Raw genomic sequence first — 25,044 nt, forward strand, 5'->3', positions numbered from 1 at the left:
GTTTCGCAAAGCAGAACTAAAGTCGAAACCCTGCGTCGCCGACCCGCATAACAAGCCATTTCAAGATACAAGACGGCAGCGAGGAAACCGCCATGATTCGCGATCAGGAACTTCTCGATCAATTGCTGGATACGCTTGCACGCTTCGTGCGCGAGCGTCTGATACCCAACGAGGGCCGGCTGGCCGAGGAGGATGCGGTGCCCGCCGAGATCCTTGCAGAGATGAAGGAGATGGGCGTGTTCGGCCTGTCGATACCCGAGGAATATGGCGGTCTCGGCTTGACCATGGAGGAAGAGGCACTGGTGGCGATGGAAATCGGCAAGACTTCGCCTGCGTTTCGCTCGATCTTTGGTACCAACAACGGCATTGGAGCCCAGGGAATCCTGATCGACGGCACCCCCGAACAGAAGACCAGGTACGTGCCACGTCTGGCGACCGGCGAGATCATCAGTGCCTTTTGCCTCACTGAGCCAGATTCCGGCTCTGACGCTGCTAGTCTGCGAACCACAGCGATCCGCGACGGTGATTACTACGTACTCAATGGCACCAAACGCTTCATCACCAACGGTCCGGAGGCCGATCTCTTTACCGTGATGGCGCGTACCGATCCCGACGACAAGGGCGCCGGCGGCATCAGCGCCTTCATCGTCGAAGGCGATACGCCGGGCATCCGGCGAGGCCTGGCGGACAAGAAGATGGGACAGAAGGGCGCTCACACCTGCGACATCATCTTCGACGACTGCCGGGTGCCAGCTGAGAACATCATCGGCGGCCGTGAGGGCCAGGGCTTCAAGACCGCGATGAAGGTGCTCGACCGCGGTCGCCTGCATATCTCGGCGGTCTGCGTGGGAGTGGCCGAGCGGCTGGTCGAGGAGTCGCTGGCCTTCGCCATGGAGCGCAAGCAATTCGGGGCTGCCTTGTCTGAACACCAGCTGGTCCAGGCGATGCTCGCCGACAGCAAGACCGAAGCCTACGCCGGGCGTGCCATGGTGATGGATGCCGCACGGCGCAAGGACGATGGTGAGAACGTTTCAACCCTGGCTTCGTGTGCCAAGCTGTTCTGCGCCGAAATGGTGGGTCGCGTCGCCGACCGTGCGGTGCAAGTCCACGGCGGCTCCGGCTACATGGCCGAGTATGCTGTCGAGCGCTTCTATCGCGACGTACGGCTGTTCCGCATCTACGAGGGCACTACTCAGATCCAGCAGCTGGTGATCGCGCGCAACATGGTGCGGGAGGCGCAGTAATGCAGCTCTTAAACTCTTACCAGGCCATGGATGAACGGATCAACGGGCGCTGGGCCAGCGAGCTCGTTGCCGAACTGCCCGAGCGGCTGAGCACGCGGGTGCTTGAACTGGCCGAGCGCCAGCCACGGCATGAGGCCATTGTCGACGACGAAGTGCGCTGGTGCTACGCCGAGTTGGCGGATGAAGTGCGCGCGGCCACCACCTGGCTGGCCGAGCTCGGGGTGCGCCCCGGCGACAGGTTGATGACGGTGAGCGAGAACTGCCGTGCGCTGGTGGTGCTGCTGTTGGCCGCCAGCGAGATGGATGCCTGGCTGGCGATTGTTAATTCGCGGCTGTCGGCCAAGGAGGTTGATCTGATTTGCGGCAACTGCGAGCCGCGGCGCATCGTTTACACAAGCGCGGCATCGCGCGATGCCGCCGAGCATGGTGTGCGTCACGGCGCTGAGAGCGTTCACCATGCCAGCCTTGGGGAGCTGATGATCGGTCCGCTTACCGACACTGCCACCGAGTCGGTGCACGCCAGTGGTGGCGAGCAGGTCGCAGCGATGATCTACACCTCGGGCACTACCGGCACCCCCAAGGGGGTGATGCTGACCCATCGTGGCATTCTCTATATTGCCTCGATTTCCGGCGGCATGCGCCATCTTACCCAGGGCCAACGAGTCTACGGTGTGTTGCCGATGTCGCACGTGTTCGGCCTCGCCTCGGTGTGCGTGGGCTCGCTGTACAACGGCGCCTGCCTCTATCCGGTGCCGCGCTTCGAGGCACCGGTGCTGGTCGAGGCCTTGGTCGATGAACGCATCACCGTGCTTCAGGGTGTGCCGGCGATGTACGCGCGCATGCTCGATTATCTCACGCACCAGGGCGTGGCGCTGGATGCCCCGGCGCTGATCTACATCTCGGCTGGCGGTTCGCCACTTGACGCCGACATCAAGCGGCGCGTCGAGGCCGTCTTCGGCCAGACCCTGCACAATGGCTACGGCCTCACGGAGGCCAGTCCGACGATCAGCCAGACGCGCATCAACGACACCCCCGCCAGCACCACCGTGGGTCGCGTCCTGCCACTACTCGAATACCGCCTTGAGCCGCTGGGCAACGTCGATGCCGAGGCGTCGGAGGCCGGCGAGCTGTGGGTACGCGGGCCCAACGTTATGCGCGGCTACTTTCGCCAGCCGGAAGCCACGCGGGCCTGTCTCGACGACGCGGGTTGGCTCAACACCGGTGACATCGCACGCGTCGACGCCGCCGGGGAACTGTATATCGTCGGTCGCAGTAAGGAGCTGATCATCCGTTCCGGCTTCAATATCTACCCGCCGGATGTCGAGGCGGTGATCAACGAGCACCCCGAAGTCACGCTCTCGGCAGTGGTCGGCCGCGAAGTGGCCGGCAACGAAGAGGTGATCGCCTTCGTCCAGTGCGCGACCGGGACCTCGCTGAACGAGGAGGCCTTGCGTACCTTCGTCGCCGAACGGTTGGCGCCCTACAAGCGGCCATGCGAGATATTCCTGGTCGATGCGCTGCCGGCAACTGCGACCGGAAAGATCCTCAAGGGCCGGCTTCGCCAGCAGGCGCAGGAGGGCTATCCGTATGACTGAACCTTCGACTTCCACGTGGACTTCGAACGACGCGCCTGATAGCGGCGAACCGTTCGGTTTCCAGTGCCTGTTAGGCATGCGCATCACTGACTGGGATACCGACCTAGCTGTGGTCGAGCTCGATGTCGGTGCGCAGCACCTCAACCGCAGCGACATTGTGCATGGCGGCGTGCTGACCTCGCTGCTGGATACCGCGCTGAGCCTGGCCGGTCTCTATTGCAGCGTGCCCGGTAACGTGCGCAAGGGGATGACGCTGTCGCTGACTACCACCTTCGTTGCACCGGCGCGCAGCGGTTTACTGCGCGCCATCGGCTGTCGCCGTGGCGGCGGACGGGGGACCTTCATGGCCAGCGGTGAGGTGCTCGACGCCGACGGCAACGTGGTTGCCCTCGGCGAGGGCACCTTCCGCGTGCGCCGCGCCAGCCAGTCGCCCGAGGGTGAGCCAGCATGACCGATGCCCTGTCCGCCCCGGCCGCGCATGACTGGCGCGACACGCCGCTGTCCCGGCTATTGGATACCCGGCTGCCAGTGATGGCCACCGGCCTGCAGTGGCTGGCTAACGCCGATTACGTCGCCGCGGCGGTGAATGGTGGCATGATGGGCTTCATCACCGCCGCGAGTTTCCCCGACACCAGCGCGCTGCGCGACGAGATCCAGCGATGCCGTGAATTGCTAGACGGACGCGCCTTTGGCGTCAACGTCTCGATGCTTCCCAAGCTGCTGCCGGGTGATCGCACCGACGAGATCATGGCGCTGATCGCCGATGAGCGCATCACCGTGGTCGAAACCTCGGGGCGTGACCCGACGGCTTATGTCGCCGGCCTGAAGTCCGCCGGCTGCCGCGTGGTGCACAAGGTGCCACAGCTACGCCACGCGCTTAAGGCGGAGGTCGCCGGGGTCGATGCAGTGACCATAGTTGGTGCCGAGTGTGGCGGTCATCCCGGGGAATCGCCGGTCGGGACCCTCGTGCAAGGAGCGCTGGCCGCACGTACCCTGGCGATTCCCTTCGCCCTGGGCGGCGGTATCGCCACAGGAGAGCAGATCGTCGCGGCTCTGGCGCTGGGCGCTTCGGGAGTGGCCATCGGCACGCGCTTTCTCATCGCCGATGAAATCCCTGCTCATGTCGACTACAAGCGGCGCCTGGTCGAGGCCGAGCCCGGCGACACCACGCTGATCTTGTCGTCGGTGCGCAACTCGATGCGCGTGTTGCGCAACGATACCACCGCCACGGTACAGGCACTGGAGGGGCAGGGCGTCGACGATGTTCAGTCGTTACTGCCGTATGTTCGGGGCGCCCTGGGAAAGGCCGCTTATGCTAGCGGTGACTGGCGTCAAGGAGCGTTGTCAGTCGGCCAAGGCGTGGGGCTGATGACGTGTCGTGCGCCACTAGACAAGATCGTTGCCGCGCTCGAAGCCGAGGCGGATGCCGCCCTCGCCAGGCTGGGCGCCGGCGGTGAGCGCGGGTGATTCAGCCTGCGGGCGCGCGGCTGCTCGGTGGCACCATGCTGGCCACGCTGGTCGGTCTGGTGTTCGGCAATACCTGGGCTCACGGGCTGGCCGGGCTCTTGCTGGTGGGGTACCTGTTGTCGCAGCGCGGGTGCTTGTCGCGCATGGCGCTGGGGCTGCTGGCCTTCGCTGGCGTGACCACGCTGGTTGCGCTATGGCGTAGTGATGACGTTTGGGTGTTGCTCGTCGACGCGGTCGGGCGCTTCGCCTTCTTTGCGACCTTCGTTGCCGCCCTAAGCTTGCTTCGGCTCCCCGCCTGTCGCTCGCATCTGGTACGTCAATGCGGCCAGGTGATGCTGCGTCAGCCGCCCACGCGACGCTATCCGATCCTGTCGCTGGGCTCGGGGTTGTTCGGGGTGATTCTCAACATCGGCGTGCTCAACCTATTTGCCGGGATGATCGAGCAGAGCAACACGCTGGCCGCGGCTGAGGGCCGGGATTGGGTCCAGAAGGCACGGCGGCGGCGCATGCTTATGGCGCTGCTGCGCGGATTCTCGCTGGCGCCGCTGATCTCGCCGATGGGCATCGGCGTGGCGGTAATCCTGGCGAGCATGCCCTCGGTGCAGTGGCGCGAGCTGGCCCCCTACGCCTATGGTGCCGCCGCGGTGATCTTTCTCTGCGGCTGGATGGCCGATCACCTCGCCGGGCCCCATCCGCCGCGCCGCCTCGCACCTTCGTTGCCCCCTTCGCTGGCCCCGCTGCAACGTTTCTGCGTGTTGCTGGTGGGCATCGTGTTGCTGGTCTTCGCGGTATCTGCGCTGCTCGACGTGCGCCTGCCGGTTGCCACCTTGGTTGGTGCGCCGTTGGCTGCATGGCTGTGGCTGGCCTGGCAGCGTCGGACCCTGGGGGGATGGGGGGTGCTGCCGGCCGCCGTCACCTTCCATCGCCAGCTGCCGTGGCTGCTGGGACCGTTGGGCAGCGAAGTAGTGGTGCTGGGGTCGGCGGGCTATGTCGGTCACCTGTGGGTGGCATTGATCGATCCGCAGGCGCTGGTAGGGTCGCTGGGCTGGCTGGTACCGCTGGGTGCCTGGAATGCTGTCATCGCCATGTTGCTGGTGCTCGTCACCGCTCAGGTGGGGCTCAATCCTATCGTCAGCGTGACCTTGCTTGCCGGGCTTTTGCCGGCGCTGGAGATTCCCGGTCTGTCGCCGCCCCTGATCGGTGTATCGCTAATGGTGGGCTGGTCGCTGGCACTGATGTCATCGCCCCTCACCGCCTCGATGGTGATCCTCTCACGCTTTTCCGGCGTCGCTTCGTGGCGTATCGGCTATCGCTGGAACGGTGCCTTCATGCTCGGTGTGGTGCCACTGATGGCGGCCTGGTTCCTGTTTGCCAACCTGCTATAACAATTTCAGATTTAAGTTCCTCACAGCGAAATTTTGCATATACCCCCTATCTTCTCTTCCTCACTGATTCCCTCGTACTCCTTTGGTATAGGCCTGAATACTGGTTCTTGACGGCATGGTGTCGGCAACTCTATCGTCTATAAAATTATGCGGAACGTGATTCCGCATAGAGAAACTTACTAGGAGGCGATCATGAAAATCCTCGTCGCGGTCAAACGCGTCATCGACTACAACGTCAAGATCCGCGTCAAGGCGGATCACTCCGACGTCGACCTGACCAACGTCAAGATGGCCATGAACCCGTTCTGCGAAATCGCCGTGGAAGAGGCGGTGCGGCTCAAAGAATCCGGAGAGGTGACCGAGATCGTCGTCGTGACCGTTGGCCCCAAGGCCGCCCAGGAGCAGCTGCGTACCGCGCTGGCGCTGGGTGCCGACCGGGCCATCCATGTTGAAACCGACGCGCGTGTCGACTCGCTGGCGGTGGCCAAGTTGCTCAAATCGGTCATCGATGACGAGCAGCCCGGCCTGACCATCCTCGGCAAGCAGGCCATCGACACCGACAACAACCAGACCGGCCAGATGCTCGCCGCCCTGACCGGGCTGGGGCAGGGTACCTTCGCCTCGAAGGTCGATGTCAAAGACGGCACCGTCGACGTCACCCGCGAGATCGACGGTGGCCTGCAGACCGTCTCATTGACGCTCCCGGCCGTGGTCACCACCGACCTGCGCTTGAACGAGCCGCGCTACGCCAAGCTGCCCGACATCATGAAGGCCAAGAAGAAGCCGCTCGACACGAAGACGCCCGAGGAGCTCGGCGTCGACATCGCCTCCTGGGTCAGCCTGGTGCAGGTCGAGACTCCGGCCGAGCGCAAGGGCGGGATCAAGGTCGGCTCGGTGGACGAGCTGGTCGACAAACTCAAGAACGAAGCCAAGGTGATCGCATGAGCATTCTGGTCCTCGCCGAACATCACGATGGCCACCTGGCCGGGTCCACTGCCAGCGTTGTCGCCGCTGCACGGCAGATCGTCGACTCGAGCGGTGGCGATATCGACCTGCTCCTCGCCGGGGAAGACGTCGGCGCCATCGCCGAGCAGGCCGCCCGCCTCGACGGCGTGGCCCGGGTACGCGTCGCCGACCACGCCGTCTACGCTCACCAGCTCGCCGAGCCGCTGGCCGATCTGCTGGTCGCGTTGGCCGACGACTATTCGCATGTGCTGGCCAGCTCCTCGACCATCGGCAAGAACGTGCTGCCGCGCCTCGCCGCGCTGAAGGATGTCGCCCAGCTCTCCGACGTGCTCGATGTGGTCAGTGCCGACACCTTCAAGCGGCCGATCTATGCCGGCAATGCCATCGCCACGGTACAGAGCAGTGACGCGCTCAAGGTGATCACCGTGCGCACCACCGCCTTCGATGCGGTCGGCGAAAATAACAGCGCTCCGGTCGAAGCCGTGGCCACGGTCGCCGACAACGCCCTATCGACCTTCGTCGGCGAGGAACTCGCCCAGAGCGAGCGTCCCGAACTGGGAGGCGCGCAGGTGGTCATCTCCGGCGGGCGCGGCATGGGCAACGGCGAGAACTTCCAGCTTCTCGACGGCATCGCCGACAAGCTCGGCGCGGCGATCGGCGCCTCGCGTGCGGCGGTGGATGCCGGCTTCGTGTCCAACGATATGCAGGTCGGGCAGACCGGCAAGATCGTCGCCCCGGAGCTGTACATCGCGGTGGGTATCTCCGGGGCGATCCAGCACCTGGCGGGGATGAAGGACTCCAAGGTGATCGTCGCCATCAATAAGGACGACGAGGCGCCGATCTTCCAGGTGGCGGATTACGGACTCGTGGGTGACCTGTTCCAGATCCTGCCGGAGCTCGAGCAAGCGTTGTAAGGACCGCCCAGTACCCGCTCCTGCACGACAGCGGGGGTCGACGCTCCCGCTTCATCAACCCAAGCGCGACACGCGCAGGCCTGTCTAGCGTGACCTCCCCGGGATTCCGATGCTCGTCCAGCGGTCGCCGGAAGGGGGCTTCGCGCGGCTAAAAAAACAATGAGGACCCGCATGTTCAAGCCCGTCAGACGAATAACAACCGTCACCGTCCTTGGTTCCACGCTGATGCTGCCGCTGGGAATGGCCAACGCGCAGGCGACGCCCGATGATATCGAGGCCCTGCAGGCCCAGATGCAGGTATTGCAGACACAACTCGACGAACTCAAGTCAGAGCAACGAACCACCCGGGAAACAGTCGCCGCAGTCAGCGACGACGTCGTCACCCCCACGCCGAAAGGGGACCTGAAGATCGGCGAGACCACGCTGTCGATCGGTGGTTACATCAAGGCCCAGGCGACGCTGGCCAACAACGGTTATGGCGACGGCAAGGCCAGCGAGATCGTCACGCCCGGGTCCTTGCGCAGTGTCGACGAAGACCTGGGCAATCGCACCAGTTTCAGCGCTCGACAGAGTCGCCTGAACGTCGGTACTGCCACGCCGTTGGCCGGCGATACGCTCAAGACCTTCGTCGAGATCGACTTCTACGGTGCCGACGACGAGGCCAACGAGTTCGTAAGCAACTCCTACGCGCCGCGTCTGCGTCACGCCTATGGCAGCTGGGGCAACTGGCTGGCCGGCCAGACCTGGTCGACCTTCATGGACCTCAACGGCCTGGGTGAGATTGATGCCTTCGGCCAACATGCCAGCGTGATCTTCGCGCGCCAGGCGCAGTTACGCTACACCCAGCCCTTCGAGGGTGGCAGCCTGCAGTTCGCCCTAGAGAATCCGGAGGATGGCGGTGACGACCAGTCGGTTCCGGATATCGTCGGGCGAGTGAACGTCGATGGCGACTGGGGCCATGCGTCGGCGGCCGCGCTGGCCCGCCGCTTGACGGTCGACAATGGAGTCGACGACGACAACGAGTGGGGCGATGCCTACAGCGTGACCGGCCGCTTCCCGACCCTCGGCAAGGACGACATTCGCCTGCAGGCCAACTACGGTAACCTGGGGCGCTACATGGGCCTGCGCCCCTACCCGGACGCCCAGACCGAGAACGGCGAAATCGGCGGCGTCGATGCCTGGGGCGCCTCGGCGATCTATCGCCACTACTGGAGCGATGAGTGGCGTAGTTCGCTGGCCTACTCGCGGACCGGGCTGGACGAGTCCGGCTCGGGCGACATGACCGACAGGTACGACACCACCTTCGTCAACCTGATGTGGTCGCCGATGGCGAACACCACTTACGGCATCGAATACCAGCGCTTCGATCTCGAGGAAGTCGATGGTGATACCTTCGGTCTGGATCGGCTGCACGTGTCGGCGCAATACAACTTCTAGTTAGTCATCGCTGCCCGATCGTGACTGCCCTGGGGCCCCGCTTGCGGGGCTTTTTTCGGGGACGCGGGTATTCACCGCCGGCGCGCAGCGCGAAAGGCGGCGATGCGCTCGGCGAACGCCGGCGAGGCCTTGCAGGCATCCTGCAGCCGTCCTTCACGCTCGAAGGTGGTGTCCAGGTTGGAGAACGCCGCGGCGCGCAGGGCCTGCTTGGTGTGGGCGATGGCCTGATGGGGCTGGGCGGTCAGCATGCACGCCCAGCGTAGCGCCTCGTCACGCAGCGACTCGTCATCGACCACATGATTGGCCAGTCCCAGCGTGCGGCAGGTGGCGGCATCGATCGGCGCGGCGGTGGCGGCCAGCTCGAAGGCGCGGACATGACCAACGCGCCGGACCAGATGCCAGGTGATGCCGCCATCGGGTATAAGACCGATGTCGATGAAGGCCAGCTTGAGGTAGGCCGAGTGCGCCATCAGCACTAGGTCGCTGGACAGCACATAGGCGACGCCGATGCCCGCCGCCGCGCCGTTGATCGCGGCGATCACCGGCTTGGGCATCTCGGTCATGCAGCGCAATGCCGGGGTGAACAGCGTGGCGAGGCGTTCGCTGGCCAGCGTCGAGGGGTTCGCTTCGAACTCGGTGATATCGGCGCCGGCGCAGAAGCTGGCGCCGTCACCGCTGAGCACCACGCAATGCACGCTGGGATCGTCGGCTGCCGCTTGCAGGGCATCGGTCAGTGCCAGGGCGGTGGTTTCGTTCAGTGCATTGCGGACCTCGGGGCGCGCTAGCCGAATCTCGACGATGGCGTTGTCGTGCCGGATTACCTCGACCGGGTCATGGGCGGACATGGGGAGCCTCTTCAGTGCATTACAGGGAAGGTGCCGGGCGTGAGCCCGGTACTATGGTGGCCTGTCTGAAAATTGCCTGCGCTTGCCCATGTGGTGTTTAACATCGGCGTGGGCGAGAGTCGGATTAAGCGACTCATTTACGACGTGTAATCTCCGTACTTGCTCCAGTGTTTGCCTTGTCTGGTCTTTGCTTGTCGAATTTCAGACAAGACCGAAACCTTTTTACATGTTCGGGTAGTTCGGCCCGCCGCCACCCTCCGGCGCCACCCAGGTGATGTTCTGCGCTGGGTCCTTGATGTCGCAGGTCTTGCAGTGGATGCAGTTCTGGAAATTGATCTGGAACTGGGGCTTGCCGGTGTCGTCCTCGACCACCTCGTAGACACCCACCGGACAGTAGCGTTGCGCCGGTTCGGCGTACGCAGGCAGGTTGTCGCGGATCGGTAAGTTGGGGTCGGCGAGCTTCAGGTGCCAGGGCTGGTCTTCGTCATGGTTGGTGTTGGACAGGAACACCGAAGAGGGCTTATCGAAGGAGAGCGTGCCGTCGGGCCGCGGGTAGTCGATCGCTTCGCTGGCGTCGGCGCGCCGGAGGCGGGCATGATCCAGCGTGGTGTCGTGGACCGCCGGCAGCTTGCCGCCGAGCAGCTGATCGACGACGTTGTAGGCGCCCCCGCCCACGGTGCCGTACTTGTGGATCGCCGGGCCGAAGCTGGCGCTGGCCTTGAGCTCCTGGTGGGCCCAGCTGTGCTCCCATTTCGCCGTGAAGCCGGTCAGTTCCTGGCCACCCTCGTCCCCGTTCTCGAGTGCCTCGAACACCGCCTCGGCGGCCAGCATGCCGGACTTCATCGCCGTGTGCAGGCCCTTGATCTTGGCGAAATTCAGGGTGCCGGCATCGCAGCCGATCAGCAGCCCGCCGGGGAAGGTCATCCTAGGCAGGCAGTTGAGCCCGCCCTTGGTGATCGCCCGCGCGCCGTAGGCCACGCGCTTACCGCCCACGAGGGATGGCTTGAGCAGCGAGTGGTGCTTCATGCGCTGGAATTCGTCGAACGGCGACAGGTAGGGGTTGGTGTAGCTCAAGTCGACGATCAGCCCCACCACCACCTGCTGGTTCTCGGCGTGGTAGAGGAAGAAGCCGCCGTGGCTCTCCTTGCCCAGCGGCCAGCCCGAGCCGTGCAGCACCAGGCCCGGCTCGTGTGCCTCGGCGGGCACGTCCCACAGCTCCTTCAGGCCGATGGCGTAGTGCTGCGGATCGCTGTCCGCGGCTAGGTCGAAGCGCTCGATCAGCCGCTTGCCGATATGCCCGCGCGCGCCCTCGGCGAACAGCGTGTACTTGGCGCGCAGTTCCATGCCCGGCATGTAGCCGCTTTTCTCGCTGCCGTCGGCGGCCACGCCCATGTCGCCGGTGACGATGCCGCGCACGCTGCCCGCGTCGTCGACCAGTGCCTCCTGGGCGGCGAAGCCGGGGAAGATCTCAACGCCCAGTGCCTCGGCCTGTTCGCCTAGCCAGCGGCACAGGTTGCCGGCGCTGATCACGTAGTTCGGCGTCGCGCCGCCGGCGTTGTGCATGGTCTTGGGCACCAGGGCGTTGGGCAGTTTGTGGGCTGTTTCGGCGTCCTTGAGCAGGTAGACCTCGTCGCGGGTCGCCGGGGTGGTCAGCGGTGCGCCGCGCTCGGCCCAGTCGGGGAACAGTTCATCCAGCGCGCGGGGTTCGAACACCGCGCCGGAGAGGATATGCGCGCCGACCTCGGAGCCTTTCTCGACCACGCACACGCTGAGTTCGCTCTCGGCCTTGTTGGCTTGCTGCATCAATCGGCAGGCGGCGGCCAGGCCGCTGGGGCCGGCGCCGACGATGACTACGTCGAAGTCCATGGATTCGCGTTCCACTGTAATCTCCCAGGGTATTCTATTTTTAATGGACGATATGGGACTCTGTCACGACGAGGTGCCGAGGCTCACGAGCGTTACTTCAGCGCATCGTCAGGCTACAGGTTCGAGCCGGTCCATGACGGTGTCCAGGTGATAGTCGCGATCGCCCAGCGCATGATCGAGTAGGATCAGCCGCTTGGCATAGTGAGCAACAGAGCATTCATCGGTCATTCCCATGCCGCCATGCAGCTGAATAGCTTGTTCGGCGACGAATTGGGCGGCCTCGCCGATATAGGCCTTGGCGGCGGCGACGCGGTAGTCGCGCGGCTCGGCGGGCAGAGCCACGCTGGTGGCGGCGAGGGTCGCCATCGAACGCGCCTGTTCCAGGTACAGGTGCATGTCGACCATGCGATGCTGCAGTGTCTGCTGGCGGCTCAGCGGCGCGCCGAACTGCTGGCGCTCCTTGAGGTAGTCCAGGGTCTGCGCGCAGGCCACCTCCATGGCCCCCACCGCCTCGGCGCACAGCGCGGCGCGGCCCATCGCCAGTGTCTCGTCGAGAGCCGTCTTCAGAGTGTCGCCGTTGGCCAGCAGCGCCGCGCCGGGCAGTGCGACGTCGAGCTCGACATCGCTGGCACGCTGGTCGTCGAAGGTGGCGTAGTCGTGGCGTTGCAGTCCCGCGACATCGCCGGGAACCAGGAAGAGGCCGAGCGTGGCGTCGTCGTGACGCGCGGTGACCAACAACGCCGCGGCGCCGGGCGCGTTAAGCACCACCTGCTTGCGACCGTGTAGGCGCCACGCATCGCCGTTTCGTGTGGCCCGGGTCGTCGGGGTATCGATATCGTAGCGGCTGGCCGCCTCGTGCCAGGCCAGCGCCAGTTGATGCTCACCCGCCAGCAGTGGCGTCAGCCAGCGCTCGCGCAGGCTGTCGTCGGCGAGCCGGGCGAGCAGTGTGCCGGGAATCACCAGGCCGTCGAGATAGGCCTCGGGAACCAGGCCTCGGCCCAGTGCCTGCATGATCAGCATCAGGTCGACGCCGTCGCCACCCAGCCCGCCGGCTTCTTCGTCGAAGGGCATCGCCAGCAGGCCGAGTTCGGCAAAGGTGCGCCACAGCGGGGAGGGTGTGGCACTCCGTTCATCGATCAGGGCGCGGCGCTGTTCAGGGTTGCAGCGGTCGGCGACCAGGCGCGTCACGGTTTCGTCGAGCATGCGTTGCTCGTCGCTCAGGGAAAAGTCCATACCCGCTCCTTACATACCGAGGATCGTCTTGGCGACGATGTTCTTCTGGATTTCGTTGGCGCCGCCGTAGATCGACAGCTTGCGACGGTTGAAGTACTGCGCGCTGACGGCGGCGGTGAGGGCCTGCTTCTCGTCGGCCTGATTGTCGAGGCCGTCGTCGTCACCGGCGAGGAAGTCGGCGAAGAACGGCAGGGCCTGCGGGCCCAGCGCGCGCCGGGTCAGGTCGCTCAGGCGCTGTCGCAGCTCCGAGCCGCGAATCTTGAGCAGCGAGCTCTCGGCGCCCGGTGTGCTGCCGTCGCGGGCGGCGGCGAGCACGCGTAGGTTGGTGACCTCCAGGGCCATCAGTTCAAGTTCGGTGCGGGCTATCTGCTCGCGAAAGCCAGATGAGTCGATCAGCGGCCGGCCGCGGTGGGTCTGATGGTGGGCGACGTCCTTGAGGTGACGCAGGGCCTGCTTGGCGTGGCCCAGGCCGGCGATGCCGGTGCGCTCGTGGGTGAGCAGGAACTTGGCGCAGGTCCAGCCCTCGCCCTCCTCGCCGACACGGTTTTCAACCGGCACGCGTACGTCGTCGAGGAACACCTCGTTGACCTCGTGGGCGCCGTCGAGGGTGACGATCGGGCGCACCGTGATGCCCGGGCTGTTCATGTCGATCAGCAGGAAGCTGATGCCGGCCTGCTTCTTGGCCTGCGGGTCGGTGCGCACCAGGCAGAACATCATGTTGGCGTGTTGGCCGAGGGTGGTCCAGGTCTTCTGGCCGTTGACGACGTAGTGATCGCCGTCGCGCTCGGCGCGGGTCTTGAGCCCCGCGAGGTCGGAGCCGGCGCCGGGCTCGGAGTAGCCCTGGCACCACCAGTCGCGGTTGTCGAGGATGCGTGGCAGGTAGTGGCGCTGCTGGGCCGCGCTGCCGAAGCGAATGATCACCGGGGCGACCATGCCGACGCCGAACGGCACCACCGTGGGGGCATGGGCGGCGGCGCACTCCTCCTCGAAGATGTGCTTCTCGACCGGATTCCAGCCGGTGCCGCCATGCTCGACCGGCCAGCCGGGGGCCAGCCAGCCACGCTCGTTGAGGCGGTTCTGCCAGCGCACATGCTCCTCAGCACTCAATTGCTGGCCGCGGCGGACCTTGCGCTGGATGTCGCCGGGTAACGCCTCGGCGAGAAAGGCGCGCACTTCATCGCGAAAGGCGTTCTCTTCAGGGGTGAAGGCTAAGTTCATGGCTGTCTCGTCATTCGATAAAAGGGCCCGGGGGCTGGCTAGGCCGCCTCAGGTTTGTCAGGCGGCCCGGCCGCGAAAGCGAGGCCCGCCAAGGTGAGCGGGGAAGCCGAAGGCGTGGATCGCCAGCACGTCGATATCGCCATCGCGGTGCACTTGGCCGGCCTGCGAGATGGCTTCGGCGGCCTGCTGCCAGGCGAGATCCAGCGGCCGGCGGTTCTCCGCGGAGGGCTCGTCGGTGCGCGTCTCGGCTGTCTCGCCTGCCAGCCACGGCGACAGGTCCCAGCCCTCGGTGCGCCAGGCAGCCGCCTGGACGTCGGGGGTCACGCCCAGGGCGCGCCGCAGGGCCGTATCGAGTGCGGCAATCACGCTCGCGTCGCGGGTCACCACGACCTGTTGCTTTAGCCGCCTGAGGGTATTGGCCAGTGTCTGGGTCAGCGCGGGATCGCCGATACAGTCGACTAGCTCACAAATCGGCTGGCTGGGGTCACGTGGCGAGAACACCAGGCTGGCGTCGCCGGGCTGGGTGGCCGGTGTGCCTTGGGGTGTCGTCACATCGACCCATGGCGTGCCCGCGGGGAGTGCATTGCGGACCATTCGACACTGGTGGTCGTCGGCATCGGGGGCGACCAGGCAGGCCTCGACATCCTTGATGTCCTCGCCGTCGGCACTATCGAGCACCGCCAGGCGTATCCCGGCCTTGACGGCCGGCGCGGCGAGTGCCGTGAACAGGGCGTGATCGCCGACGAGGGCTAGCGTCGCGAAGGTGGCCTCGGGATCGGCCTCCGGCACCTTGTGGGTGCCGCGCGCGGCGAAGAAGGCGTGGATCATGCCGGCGCGCTGGGGGGAGTCCATGCACTGCGAGAAGAGCGCGCGCTCGCGCGTGAGGCCGTCGGCAAACGGCAGGCGGGTCGCCGCCTCGACAGCGTCCACACAGCGAAACGGCGAGAACAGGTAGGGCACGTCGCGGGCCAGCTGTGCGCGATAGCGCTGGAGCGCGTCGCCGTCGGCCGTGGGCGCGGGCAGCTCGCCGGTGGTGCGCGGCGTGTAGTGGCCCGCCAGAAGCCGCTCGGCGGCGGCCAGGCCCATCGTCAGCGGCTCGTCGGCGGCCACCACGTCGTCGACGATACCGTAACGGCGGGCCTCGTCGGCGTCGACGAAGTGTCCGCGGGTGATCATGTCCAGCGCACGTTCGATTCCGGCCAGGCGTGGCAGGCGCTGGGTACCGCCGGCGCCGGGCAGCAGGCCGAGCTTGACCTCGGGCAGGCCGACGCGGGTGCCCTCAAGGGCGATGCGCAGGTGGCAGCCCAGCGCGACTTCCAGGCCGCCGCCCAGTGCGGTGCCGTGCAGCACGGCGATCAGCGGCTTGGTGCTGGCTTCCAGCGCGGCGATCACGTCGGGCAGCAGGGGCCCCTGCGGCGGCTTGCCGAATTCACGGATGTCCGCACCGGCGATGAAGGTGCGTCCGGCCGCCAGCACCACCACGGCCTCGGCAGCGTCATCGGCGAGTGCCTTTTGCAGGGCGTCGACCAACCCCTGGCGCACCGCCTGGCCGAGGGCGTTGACCGGCGGGTTATCGATGCGGATCACGCCCACGCGGGTATGCCGGATATAGCTGACCGGCGTGGTGTCGCTGGCGGTGACGGTAGTGTCGTTGGGCATCGCGAAAGAGGCTCCCTGTCTGGCGTGGATGAAAACCATGATGCGGTGAAGGGGGTAGGTGGTCAAGTATTACGGAACCAGATTCCGCAAAGCAAAATTATTGTGCGTACCGGTGCCACATGAGAAAAAAGGCCACCCGAAGGTGGCCAAGAAAAAAGACACCGATGGCGAGGCCGCGCGTCAGAACACCGGGCGCATGCCGGCGCCTCGCAGAGCCTCGGCACGCGCCGTCATCCAGCCCTCGCGGAAGGCGTCGTCGTCGGGGGCCGAGGCGACGTAGTCGACCCAGGTGGCGGCCAGTAGCCGCTGGCGCTTGAGCAACTGTTCCTGGTGCGCTTGCTTCGCATCGCTCCACAAGCCCGCCTCGCGGTAGTAATCGACGACCGCCTCGTGGAAGGGGATGACCCAGGTCATATTCTGGTTGTCCACGCCGTAGCCGGCCGCCCCCGGTGCGGCCTCCTTGTAGCGGTCGTAGTCCTCGACCAGGGTTTGGATCAGACCGTAGGCGGTGGCGTATTCGAGATCGGCATTGCCGACCATGATCGGGTAAGGATAGCTGGCGCTCTGGTAGCCACTCTCGGGAATACCGGCGCCGGCGGTCACCTTGTGGGGCTGGAAGTAGGGGGCCACAGCCTCCATGCGTTTCCAGCCGGCATCGTCGTCGAGCGGCAGTTCGGGCCATTGCACGCCACGCGGGCTGGCTGCTAGACGCTGGGCGGCTGGGGTGACGGTGGTGGTCACGGCGGCGTCGGCACGGCCGCTGATGATGCCGTCGAAGGCGCTGTTGTAGCCGGGGAAGACGACTCGCTCGACGTCGTCCCAGCTCAGACCGCCGAAGGCCAGGTAGGCTTCGGCGGCCTTGTTGAGCGCATCGTCGCCGCGGATATAGGCGACCCGCTTGCCTTCGAGGTCGGCGGGTGTCTGCACGTCCACATCGCCGGCCACCGCCATGCCCAGGCCGAATGAGGCCATCGAGGTACTGATCACACGGATCGGCTGGGGCCCCCAGTCGCGACCGGCGAACATCATCACGCCCTCGGAGCCGTAGTAACTGGCAATGCCACAGGCGCACAGATCGACGCGACCGGTCTTGAGCGGCGACATGCGCAGGATGTCGTTGGCACCGGGAATGACCCGGAACTGGGTGCCGCTGCGCTGCTGGATGATCTGGCCAATGGCCATGATCTGGGCGTGGCCGCTGGTACCGGTGCCGTAGGCGGTCCAGTTGAGCGTCTCGGGCATGTCTGCGCTGACGATAGGACTCGCCGCGAGGCCGGCGAACAAGGCGCCGGCAAGGAAGGAACGGGGGGGGCGAGGCATGACGGGCTCCTGCGAGTTGTTATTGTGGGGCGCAGGGCTAGGCCCCGCGCCGGTCGTGAGGTGGGTGGCTAGTGCGGTGCGACCGTGCCGCGGGTGGCATCGCGCAGGCGGTGCTGGCCCCAGCGGGCGAGGATCACCGCCGGCACGCTGGTGGCTACGCCGAGGCTGAGCAGCTCGAGGTTGTTCAGCGGGATCGGGGCACCGCCGGGCAGAGCGACGCAGAGGCCGGCAATCAGCAGCAGGGCGCGAATGACGGTCTCCATCGTCGGCGTGTGACCGAGGCGGCCGACGCCGATCAGGTAGCCCTGCATGGCCGAGGCGAACAGCACGATGCCCAGCACGGCCTGGCAGAACACTAGAGCGACCTCCCACAGCGGTGCCTGCATGATCAGAGCCGGATTGAGTACGAACATGAAGGGGATGAAGTAAATCACGCTGCCCAGGCGCATTGCCTGAAGGCCGGTTTTCATCGGTCGCGCGCCGGCCACGGTGGCGGCGGCGAAGGCGCCTAGCGCTACCGGCGGGGTGATGAAGCTGAGCATGCCCCAGTAGAGGATGAACATGTGCACCGCCATGGGGTCGAGGCCGCCGCCCTGGATCAGCGCCGGGGCCAGCGCCACGGCGAGGAAGATGTAGGCGGCGGTCACGGTCATGCCGATGCCCAGCACGAAGCTGGTCAGTGCGCCCATGATCAGCAGCAGCGGCACGCTGCCGCCGGCCAGGTGGATGAAGTCGTTGGCGATGGTGCCGGACAGGCCGGTCATCGACAGCGCGCCGACCAGCATGCCGACGCCGGCGAGGATCGCGATCAACTCGGCGAACAGCTTGGCCGCCGAGCCGAGTGTATCGGTGACCTGCTTCCAGCCCCAGCGGTGAGACTTGGAGAACTGGTTCATCACCAGCAGCAAGGCGGTGGCGTAGAACGGCGCCACCGCCTCGCGCTGCATCACCAGCAGCATCCACACCAGCAGTGCGAAGACGAAGATGAAGTACCAGCCCTGCTTGAGGGTCTGCCTGACCGAGGGCAGCTCGATCCGGGGCAGGCCCTGGATGCCATGGCGCGCGGCGTAGGCGTCGATCTGGATGAACAGGCCAAGGAAATAGAGCACCGAGGGAATCACCGCAGCCAGGGCGACGGCGGCGTAGGGCACGTCGAGGAACATCGCCATGACGAAGGCGGTGGCGCCCATCACCGGCGGCATCAGCACGCCGCCGGTCGAGGCGCAGGCCTCGACGCCGCCGGCGAACGAACGGCCCATGCCGATGCGGCGCATGGCGGGAATCGATAGCACGCCGGTGGTCAACACGTTGGTGATCACGCTGCCGCTCATCGAGCCCATCAGTCCGCTAGCAAAGATCGAGACCTTGGCCGGGCCGCCGCGCACGTGGCCGAGCAGGGCGAAGGCGAGGTTGATGAAGAAGGCGCCGCCGCCGGTCTTCTGCAGTACCACGCCGAAGATCAAAAAGCCGATCACCAGCCCGGCGAAGGCCTGCAGCGGCACGCCCATGACGCTCTCGGTGCTCATGGTGTGGTAGATGGCGGTCTGCTCCAGCGTCGAAGGAAACGCCTGGATCGGCCCCGGCATGATATCGGCGACCATCGGGTAGCAGGAGAACAGCGCGACGATCAGCGCGATCGGCCAGCCGCCGGCACGCCGGGCGGCCTCGAGAATCAGCAGCCAGTAGGCGTAACTGAACCACACCGCCGGCTCGGGCGCGGCGAAGGCCCAGCCGCGTTCGAGGATCGGCTCGGCCTGGACCACGAAATAGCCGCCGACGAGGGCGGTCAGCAGGAACAGGCCGTAGTCGTACCACGGCACCGGCTTGTCGCGCCCGGAGGGCAGCATCGGCCACAGCAGGTAGACCAGCGGCAGCAGCAGGGCCACTACGGCGTAGTAGAACTGGGTCTCCAGCCCGGTGACGACGGTCAGCAGCCCCAGGTTGAAAAGATAATCCAGCGTCATCAGCACGAGCAGGACGGTAACGCTGCTGGGCAGCCAACGCAGCACGCGCGGCAGGCGGCGCACCTGGCTGACCTGCTCCTTGACGGCGTTGGCTTCTGCGGTCGGATTGGCTTGGTTCATGGCGAGTCCGTGGCGTTGGAGGGGCGCGTAGACCGGCGGCAGCGCTCAGGCGGCCGCCGGCGGGCGGGTCACTCGAAGATGGGGTCGAAGCCGGCGTCGCGCAGGGCGGTGGCACGGGCCTGCATCCAGGCCTCACGGAAGGCATCCTCGTCGTCGGGGACATCGCCCGCGGTGAAGGTCTCCCAAGTCGCGAGCAGCAGGTTCTGACGCTCGACCAGCATGTCCTGGTGGGCCTGCATCGCCTCGGTCCACACGCCGGTTTCCTTGTAGTAGTTGACCACCGCGTCATGGAACGGAATGACCCAGGTCAGGTCCTGGTTCTCCAGCGCATAGCCGGCCGCTCCCGGCGCGTTGTCCTTGTAGGTGTCGTAGTTGTCCTGCAGCGCCTTGATCAGACCGTAGGCGGTGTCGCCCTTCAGGTCGCTGTTGGCGACGATGATCGGGTAGGGGTAGCTGGCGCTGTCGACCGGGTTGTCGGCGGAGACGCCGCCGGCGCCGGCGGTCACCTGGTGCGGACGAAAGTACGGGGCGATGGCCTGCATGCGCTGCCAGGCGGCCTCGTCGTCGGGATCCAGCTCGGGCCAGTTGATGCCGCGCGGGCTGCTGGCGAGTTGCTGGGCCGGTGGCGTCACCGTGGTAGTGAAGGAGGCATCCGCCTCGCCGGCGATGATCGCGTCGAACGAGCGCCCGTAGCCGGGGTAGTCGACCCGTTCGACGTCGTCCCAGGTCAGCCCGCCGAAGGCCAGGTAGGCCTCGGTGCCCTTGTTGAGGGCGTCGTCGCCGCGGATATAGGCGACGCGCTTGCCCGCGAGGTCGGCCGGAGCCTTGACATCGAGATCGCCGGCCACTGCCAGTGACAGGCCGAACGAGGCGGTCGAGGTGGTCAGCACGCGCAGCGGCTGAGGGCCCCAGTCGGGGTGGGCGAACATCAGCACACCCTCGGCACCGTAGTAACTGGCGATGCCGCAGGCGCACAGGTCGACGCGCCCGGTCTTCAATGGGGTCATACGCGAGACGTCGTTGTCGCCGGGCAGCACGCGCACCGCGGTGCCGTACTGGTTCTGCAACATGCCGCCGATGGCCACGGCCTGGGCATAACCGCTGGAGTTGGTGCCGTAGGCGGTCCAGGCCATGGTGTTGGGGAGCTCGACGTCCTTGGCCAGGGCGGCGTCCGACAGGGCGAGACCGAGTGGCAGGGCGGCTAGCAGGAGGGGGCGAGTTAGGCCACGCATGAATTAGCTCCTCGGCTCGTCGAGCCTTTTGTTTTGCTATGCGGTATTGTATTTCACATTATGTTTTCCATAGTAGGGAGAGCTCTGCTGAACTGTCAATATACAAAAGGGAGAAGGAGGGGCGACGTATGGCACAGGGGAGTATTTCACCAGTGCGGTACTGGCCAGGCAGGTAGTCAGGACCGAGCAAAGCGGTTGTTTGGGAGAGGGGGCTCTTTCTGTAGGGGGAGTGTTGCTACCCTCTTGGAATTTTGCCTTGGGGCCGCTTCTATACGGCCTGCTTGTGATCGACTCTCCCGCTGGAAATGTGTGTGATTAACGCCTGGATCGAAAGCTAGGGACACATCAACCTGCTGGTTAGCTGGCTGATAGAAAGCTCCCTCTTTTCGGTTCAAAGCGGAGCTGCGTGAAACTGGCAGGGCCTGCGGCGCAGGCCGGATAGAGAAGCGGCGGCAGATCCGAGTCGAAGCCCGAGCAAGCGGTGAAGCTGGAGGATCTGCTGGTGACCAATGCATCACTCACCATGGCGTATCTACTCCAGGATCAATTCAATACCCCTGGTTTAGCGACGATGTGGCCTCCGAACGAAGTGCTTGGCAGGAGTAGTGCGACAAGGCCATGGGGAGCGGCTAATGAGAACCCTGGCGCACATTGCCACACGGCTGTTTCTCTATCTTGAAGGGGCCTGTTCATCAGCCGACACTGGCTTAACACCCGCGTACTGGAGGGCATGCACAACCGAATCAAGGTCATCAAGCGGGTGGCCTACGGTTACCGCGACACGGCGAACTTTTTCCTGAAGATCCGTGTCGCGTTTCCCGGCAAAGTGCGATGAAGCTGAAAATCTGCCGGCTTTACATATCTAGCTTGCCGTACTAGCCAGGCTCTCGGGGTCCAGGCGTTCGAGCGGGTAGGGCAGCTGCAGGCGCTTGAACTGCTGGCCGTCGATGCTCAGCGGTTCGGGAGCTTCCTTCGTGCTCATCACCGCCAGCACCTCTGCCTGACCATAGGCATCGAGCGCGGTGGAGAGTACTCCGCCGAGGCTCTTGCCATTGGCGTCCTCCACGGCGGCGCCCACGGCCGGCAGGCGGTCTCCTTCGAGCTGGCCGCGCACCAGGCGCTTCTTGACCTGGCCGCGGAAGTGGGCGCGAGCCACGACTTCCTGGCCGGTGTAGCAGCCCTTCTTGAAGCTGATGCCGCCGAGTGCCTCCCAGTTGAGCATCTGCGGCAGATAGGCGTCGGCCTGGTCGGTGTCGAGCCAGACGAGCCCGGCCTGGATGTCGTGCAGGCGCCAGATCGCGTTGTCGACCGGGGTGGCCTGGTCGGCCAGCGATTGCCAGAGCGTCTCGGCTCGTTCGGCGGGCAGGCAGGCCAGCAGCCGAGGACGCGGCCCGGGATGCGCGAGCAGCTGCATGTCGTCGCCGTCGGTTTGGTGCCAGGGCCCAGGAGGCAGCAGGTCCAGCCGTGTCTCGGCCACCGCCGGTGCCTCGCGTCCGATCAGCCCGATCAAGGCCAGGTCCTCGCGAGGCTCGATCTCGGCCTTGTAGAAGGGGGCGAACTTCTTGAGATGGGCGTGCAGTCCGGCGACCAGGCCGCGCTGCATCAGCAGTCGATAATGGCCCTCGGCGACCCGCCACAACTGGGCATTGGCCAGCACCCGCCCCTTGGGTGTGCAGAAACAGGTGAGTGGCGCGAAACGGCCATCGGCCAGCGAGACCTGGGCGCTGGTCTGGCCCTGCAGGAAGCGCTCGGCGTCGTCGCCAAGCACATCGAGGAGGCCGAGATGGGCCAGCGGGGTCATCACGCTGGCCTCCATGGCGAGGTGGGCCTGGTCGGGTGTCTCGAAGACGACGCGCGTCTCGTCTTCCCGGCGGCCGCCGAGGCGGTCGAGCCAATCATTCATAGGGATCTTCCTCGTCTCTTTGCTTGGGCCTTGGTTCCCCGAGGTGAGGGCGCCGGGGCGGCAATGCAACCGCTGCCGGGCCCCGAGGCGGCATGCTAGACTCGGGCCATTCAACCCTTCGCCGACCGGGAGCCTCACATGGCCCAGCAGAGCCTTACCTTCAAGGGCGTCGACAACGCCGATCAGGTCAATCGCATCACCACCGCCCTGATGATGCTCGATGGTGTCGAGAGTGTCGAGGTCGGCCGCCACGGCGCGGACATCGATGGCCGCACCCGCCGCGAGGCACTGATCCAGGCGATCCACAAGCTGGGGCTGGGCATCGAGGTGTCATGATGGAGCCGCTACGCCCCATGACGACGTCGATCTATCGCGGGGTACCGGCAAGGCGTGACCTCTCGCAGGCGCCGAGGTGGTCAACGCTATGAACGCGGGGAGCGCCATGGCGTCTACCGTCTGGACGACGACTCGCGGGCATGGCGCGACCCGATCATCGATGAGTGCCCGATTCATCGTCTGATGACCGAGGCCACGGTGATCGTCACCACCCGGCAGCCAGGCTAGGGCCGTACTCAACCGCCGGCGCGCCTTCCGTCAGCCCAGCGGCGCCGCCACGACCAGGAGATCCGATGACCAAGGCATTCCGACTCGCGTCCAAGTACCAGCCCGCCGGCGACCAGCCCGCGGCCATCGAGGGCCTGGTCAACGGCCTCGAGGCCGGGCTCGCCCATCAGACGCTGCTCGGTGTCACCGGCTCGGGCAAGACCTACACCATGGCCAACGTGGTCGAGCGCCAGCAGCGCCCGACCATCGTCATGGCGCCCAACAAGACGCTGGCGGCCCAGCTCTACGGCGAGTTCAAGTCGTTCTTCCCCGACAATGCCGTGGAGTACTTCGTCTCCTATTACGATTACTACCAGCCCGAAGCCTATGTGCCGTCCTCGGACACCTTCATCGAGAAGGATGCCTCGATCAACGACCACATCGAACAGATGCGGCTGTCGGCGACCAAGGCGCTGCTCGAGCGGCGTGATGCGCTGATCGTGGTCTCGGTATCGGCCATCTACGGCCTCGGCGACCCCGACCAGTACCTGAAGATGCGCCTGCACTTCAATCGCGGCGAGCTGATCGACCAGCGGGCCTTCCTGCGTCGCCTGGCGGAGCTGCAATACACCCGCAACGACCTGGACTTCAAGCGTGGCACCTACCGGGTCCGCGGCGATGTCATCGACATCTTCCCCGCCGACGCCGAGGAAGAAGCGGTGCGGGTGGAGCTGTTCGACGACGAGATCGATGGCATCAGCCTGTTCGATCCGCTGACCGGCGAGGTGCGCGGCAAGGTGCCACGCATGACCATCTACCCGAAGTCGCACTACGTCACGCCGCGCGAGACGATCATGGGCGCCATCGACCACATCAAGGAGGAACTGGCCGAGCGGCTGGCCTGGATGCGCCAGAACGACAAGCTGGTGGAGGCACAGCGCCTCGAGCAGCGCTCGCTCTACGACATCGAGATGATGCTCGAGCTCGGCTACTGCAACGGCATCGAGAACTACTCGCGCTACCTGTCGGGACGCGAGCCGGGCCAGGCGCCGCCGACCTTCTTCGACTACCTGCCCAGCGACGCGCTGCTGTTCATCGACGAATCCCACGTCAGCGTTCCCCAGGTGGGCGGCATGTACAAGGGCGACCGTTCGCGCAAGGAGACGCTGGTCGAGTATGGCTTCCGGCTGCCCTCGGCGCTGGATAATCGACCGATGAAGTTCGAGGAGTGGGAGCGCATCAGCCCACAGACGATCTTCGTGTCGGCGACGCCCGGCCCCTACGAGGCCAAGCACGCCGGCCAGGTGGTGGAACAGGTGGTGCGCCCCACGGGCCTGCTCGATCCCGAGCTCGAGGTGCGCCCGGCCTCCACCCAGATCGATGACCTGCTGTCGGAAATCCGTTCGCGGGTCGCGGTAGAGGAGCGCGTGCTGGTCACCACCCTGACCAAGCGCATGGCCGAGGACCTCACCGAGTACCTGGACGAGCACGATGTGCGCGTGCGCTACTTGCATTCCGACATCGATACCGTGGAGCGGGTCGAGATCATCCGTGACCTGCGCCTCGGCAAGTTCGACGTGCTGGTCGGCATCAACCTGCTGCGTGAGGGGCTCGATATTCCCGAGGTCTCGCTGGTGGCGATTCTCGATGCCGACAAGGAGGGCTTCTTGCGTAACGAGCGCTCGTTGGTCCAGACCATAGGCCGGGCGGCGCGCAACGCCCAGGGCAAGGCGGTGCTCTACGCCGATCGCATCACCGATTCCATGCGCCGTGCCATCGACGAGACCGAGCGTCGCCGGGCCAGGCAGACCGCCCATAACGAGGAACATGGCATCGTGCCGGAGACGGTGCATCGCTCGGTGGCCGACATCCTCGAGGCCGCTCAGGCGCCGGGGCGCAAGGGCAAGGGGCGCCAGGACGAGCGCAAGGTGGCCGAGGGCGCGGCGGTCTACAATCCGGACGACCTGGGCCCGACGGAGCTGGCGCGCGAAGTCACCCGGGTCGAGGATGCCATGTCCGAGGCTGCCCAGAACCTCGAGTTCGAGGAGGCCGCGCGATTGCGTGACCGGCTCCTCGAGCTCAAGGACCGTCAACTGGTGGTGGGCTAGACCATGCACTGAGGCGTGGCATGGT

The 25,044-nt window shown here is 65.7% G+C and carries 20 protein-coding genes and 1 pseudogene; 12 read left to right on the forward strand and 9 right to left on the reverse strand.

Annotation, left to right across the window (positions count from 1 at the left end):
* The first annotated feature begins 92 nt into the window (after positions 1-92).
* From ETC07_RS00635 to ETC07_RS00670, 8 genes are all read left to right on the forward strand, one after another.
* Entirely contained in the window at positions 93-1,244 is a 1,152-nt protein-coding gene (locus ETC07_RS00635) for an acyl-CoA dehydrogenase family protein (protein WP_136246616.1), read from the forward strand.
* Positions 1,244-2,839, forward strand: a complete 1,596-nt coding sequence (locus ETC07_RS00640; protein ID WP_136246617.1) for a class I adenylate-forming enzyme family protein — start codon at positions 1,244-1,246, stop codon at positions 2,837-2,839. The genes ETC07_RS00635 and ETC07_RS00640 overlap by 1 nt, the downstream gene beginning before the upstream one ends.
* A gap of 76 nt (positions 2,840-2,915) precedes the next feature.
* Positions 2,916-3,290 (forward strand): PaaI family thioesterase, encoded by a 375-nt coding sequence (locus ETC07_RS00645; RefSeq protein WP_240724516.1) that lies wholly within the window; start codon positions 2,916-2,918, stop codon positions 3,288-3,290.
* A complete protein-coding gene (locus tag ETC07_RS00650) occupies positions 3,287-4,306 on the forward strand; it encodes an NAD(P)H-dependent flavin oxidoreductase (protein ID WP_136246619.1) in 1,020 nt (339 codons plus the stop codon). The genes ETC07_RS00645 and ETC07_RS00650 overlap by 4 nt, the downstream gene beginning before the upstream one ends.
* Entirely contained in the window at positions 4,303-5,691 is a 1,389-nt protein-coding gene (locus ETC07_RS00655) for a hypothetical protein (protein ID WP_240724517.1), read from the forward strand. The genes ETC07_RS00650 and ETC07_RS00655 overlap by 4 nt, the downstream gene beginning before the upstream one ends.
* Positions 5,692-5,883: 192 nt before the next feature.
* Positions 5,884-6,636, forward strand: a complete 753-nt coding sequence (locus ETC07_RS00660) for an electron transfer flavoprotein subunit beta/FixA family protein (RefSeq protein WP_136246620.1) — start codon at positions 5,884-5,886, stop codon at positions 6,634-6,636.
* Positions 6,633-7,571, forward strand: coding sequence for an electron transfer flavoprotein subunit alpha/FixB family protein (locus ETC07_RS00665; RefSeq protein ID WP_136246621.1), 939 nt, complete (start codon positions 6,633-6,635; stop codon positions 7,569-7,571). Before ETC07_RS00660 ends, ETC07_RS00665 begins: the two co-directional genes overlap by 4 nt.
* Before the next feature lie 171 nt (positions 7,572-7,742).
* The gene (locus tag ETC07_RS00670; protein WP_168709132.1) at positions 7,743-9,008 is read left to right on the forward strand and encodes a DcaP family trimeric outer membrane transporter; all 1,266 of its coding nucleotides are present in this window, start codon (positions 7,743-7,745) and stop codon (positions 9,006-9,008) included.
* Between the two features lie 71 nt (positions 9,009-9,079).
* Here the strand turns inward: ETC07_RS00670 and ETC07_RS00675 are convergent, their stop codons facing one another.
* From ETC07_RS00675 to ETC07_RS00710, 8 genes are all read right to left on the reverse strand, one after another.
* A complete protein-coding gene (locus tag ETC07_RS00675; RefSeq protein ID WP_136246623.1) occupies positions 9,080-9,853 on the reverse strand; it encodes an enoyl-CoA hydratase/isomerase family protein in 774 nt (257 codons plus the stop codon).
* A 222-nt stretch (positions 9,854-10,075) separates the two neighbouring features.
* Positions 10,076-11,719 carry an electron transfer flavoprotein-ubiquinone oxidoreductase gene (locus tag ETC07_RS00680; RefSeq protein ID WP_136246624.1) on the reverse strand — a complete coding sequence of 548 codons (1,644 nt, stop codon included), beginning with the start codon at positions 11,717-11,719 and terminating at the stop codon, positions 10,076-10,078.
* A 108-nt stretch (positions 11,720-11,827) separates the two neighbouring features.
* Entirely contained in the window at positions 11,828-12,952 is a 1,125-nt protein-coding gene (locus ETC07_RS00685; RefSeq protein ID WP_136246625.1) for an acyl-CoA dehydrogenase family protein, read from the reverse strand.
* 9 nt (positions 12,953-12,961) lie between these two features.
* Complete coding sequence (locus tag ETC07_RS00690; protein ID WP_136246626.1) at positions 12,962-14,170, reverse strand: acyl-CoA dehydrogenase family protein; 1,209 nt, start codon at positions 14,168-14,170, stop codon at positions 12,962-12,964.
* Between the two features lie 57 nt (positions 14,171-14,227).
* Complete coding sequence (locus ETC07_RS00695; RefSeq protein ID WP_136246627.1) at positions 14,228-15,829, reverse strand: enoyl-CoA hydratase/isomerase family protein; 1,602 nt, start codon at positions 15,827-15,829, stop codon at positions 14,228-14,230.
* Between the two features lie 180 nt (positions 15,830-16,009).
* Complete coding sequence (locus ETC07_RS00700; protein ID WP_136246628.1) at positions 16,010-17,149, reverse strand: TAXI family TRAP transporter solute-binding subunit; 1,140 nt, start codon at positions 17,147-17,149, stop codon at positions 16,010-16,012.
* A 68-nt stretch (positions 17,150-17,217) separates the two neighbouring features.
* Entirely contained in the window at positions 17,218-19,233 is a 2,016-nt protein-coding gene (locus ETC07_RS00705) for a TRAP transporter permease (protein ID WP_136246629.1), read from the reverse strand.
* Positions 19,234-19,301: 68 nt separating this feature from the next.
* Positions 19,302-20,465: a TAXI family TRAP transporter solute-binding subunit gene (locus ETC07_RS00710; protein ID WP_136246630.1), complete on the reverse strand. Its 1,164-nt coding sequence runs from the start codon at positions 20,463-20,465 to the stop codon at positions 19,302-19,304.
* Between the two features lie 697 nt (positions 20,466-21,162).
* Here ETC07_RS00710 and ETC07_RS16020 point away from each other — a divergent pair.
* Positions 21,163-21,300 (forward strand): annotated as a pseudogene (locus ETC07_RS16020) (transposase); the annotation flags it as partial.
* Between the two features lie 27 nt (positions 21,301-21,327).
* On the opposite strand, the gene ygfZ reads toward ETC07_RS16020, so the two are convergent.
* The gene (gene ygfZ, locus ETC07_RS00720; RefSeq protein ID WP_136246632.1) at positions 21,328-22,368 is read right to left on the reverse strand and encodes a CAF17-like 4Fe-4S cluster assembly/insertion protein YgfZ; all 1,041 of its coding nucleotides are present in this window, start codon (positions 22,366-22,368) and stop codon (positions 21,328-21,330) included.
* 138 nt (positions 22,369-22,506) lie between these two features.
* Here ygfZ and ETC07_RS00725 point away from each other — a divergent pair, with 138 nt between their 5' ends.
* The 3 genes from ETC07_RS00725 to uvrB all read left to right on the forward strand — a co-directional run bounded on the left by ETC07_RS00725 (position 22,507) and on the right by uvrB (position 25,019).
* A complete protein-coding gene (locus tag ETC07_RS00725; protein ID WP_136246633.1) occupies positions 22,507-22,704 on the forward strand; it encodes a copper-exporting P-type ATPase CopA in 198 nt (65 codons plus the stop codon).
* Positions 22,705-22,758: 54 nt separating this feature from the next.
* Positions 22,759-22,932, forward strand: coding sequence for a hypothetical protein (locus ETC07_RS15570; protein WP_168709133.1), 174 nt, complete (start codon positions 22,759-22,761; stop codon positions 22,930-22,932).
* A gap of 65 nt (positions 22,933-22,997) precedes the next feature.
* On the forward strand, positions 22,998-25,019 hold the full coding sequence (gene uvrB / locus ETC07_RS00730) for an excinuclease ABC subunit UvrB (protein WP_136246634.1): 2,022 nt from the start codon (positions 22,998-23,000) through the stop codon (positions 25,017-25,019).
* The last annotated feature ends 25 nt before the right edge of the window (positions 25,020-25,044 follow it).

Source organism: Halomonas borealis (assembly GCF_004798905.1).
GTDB lineage: Bacteria > Pseudomonadota > Gammaproteobacteria > Pseudomonadales > Halomonadaceae > Halomonas > Halomonas borealis.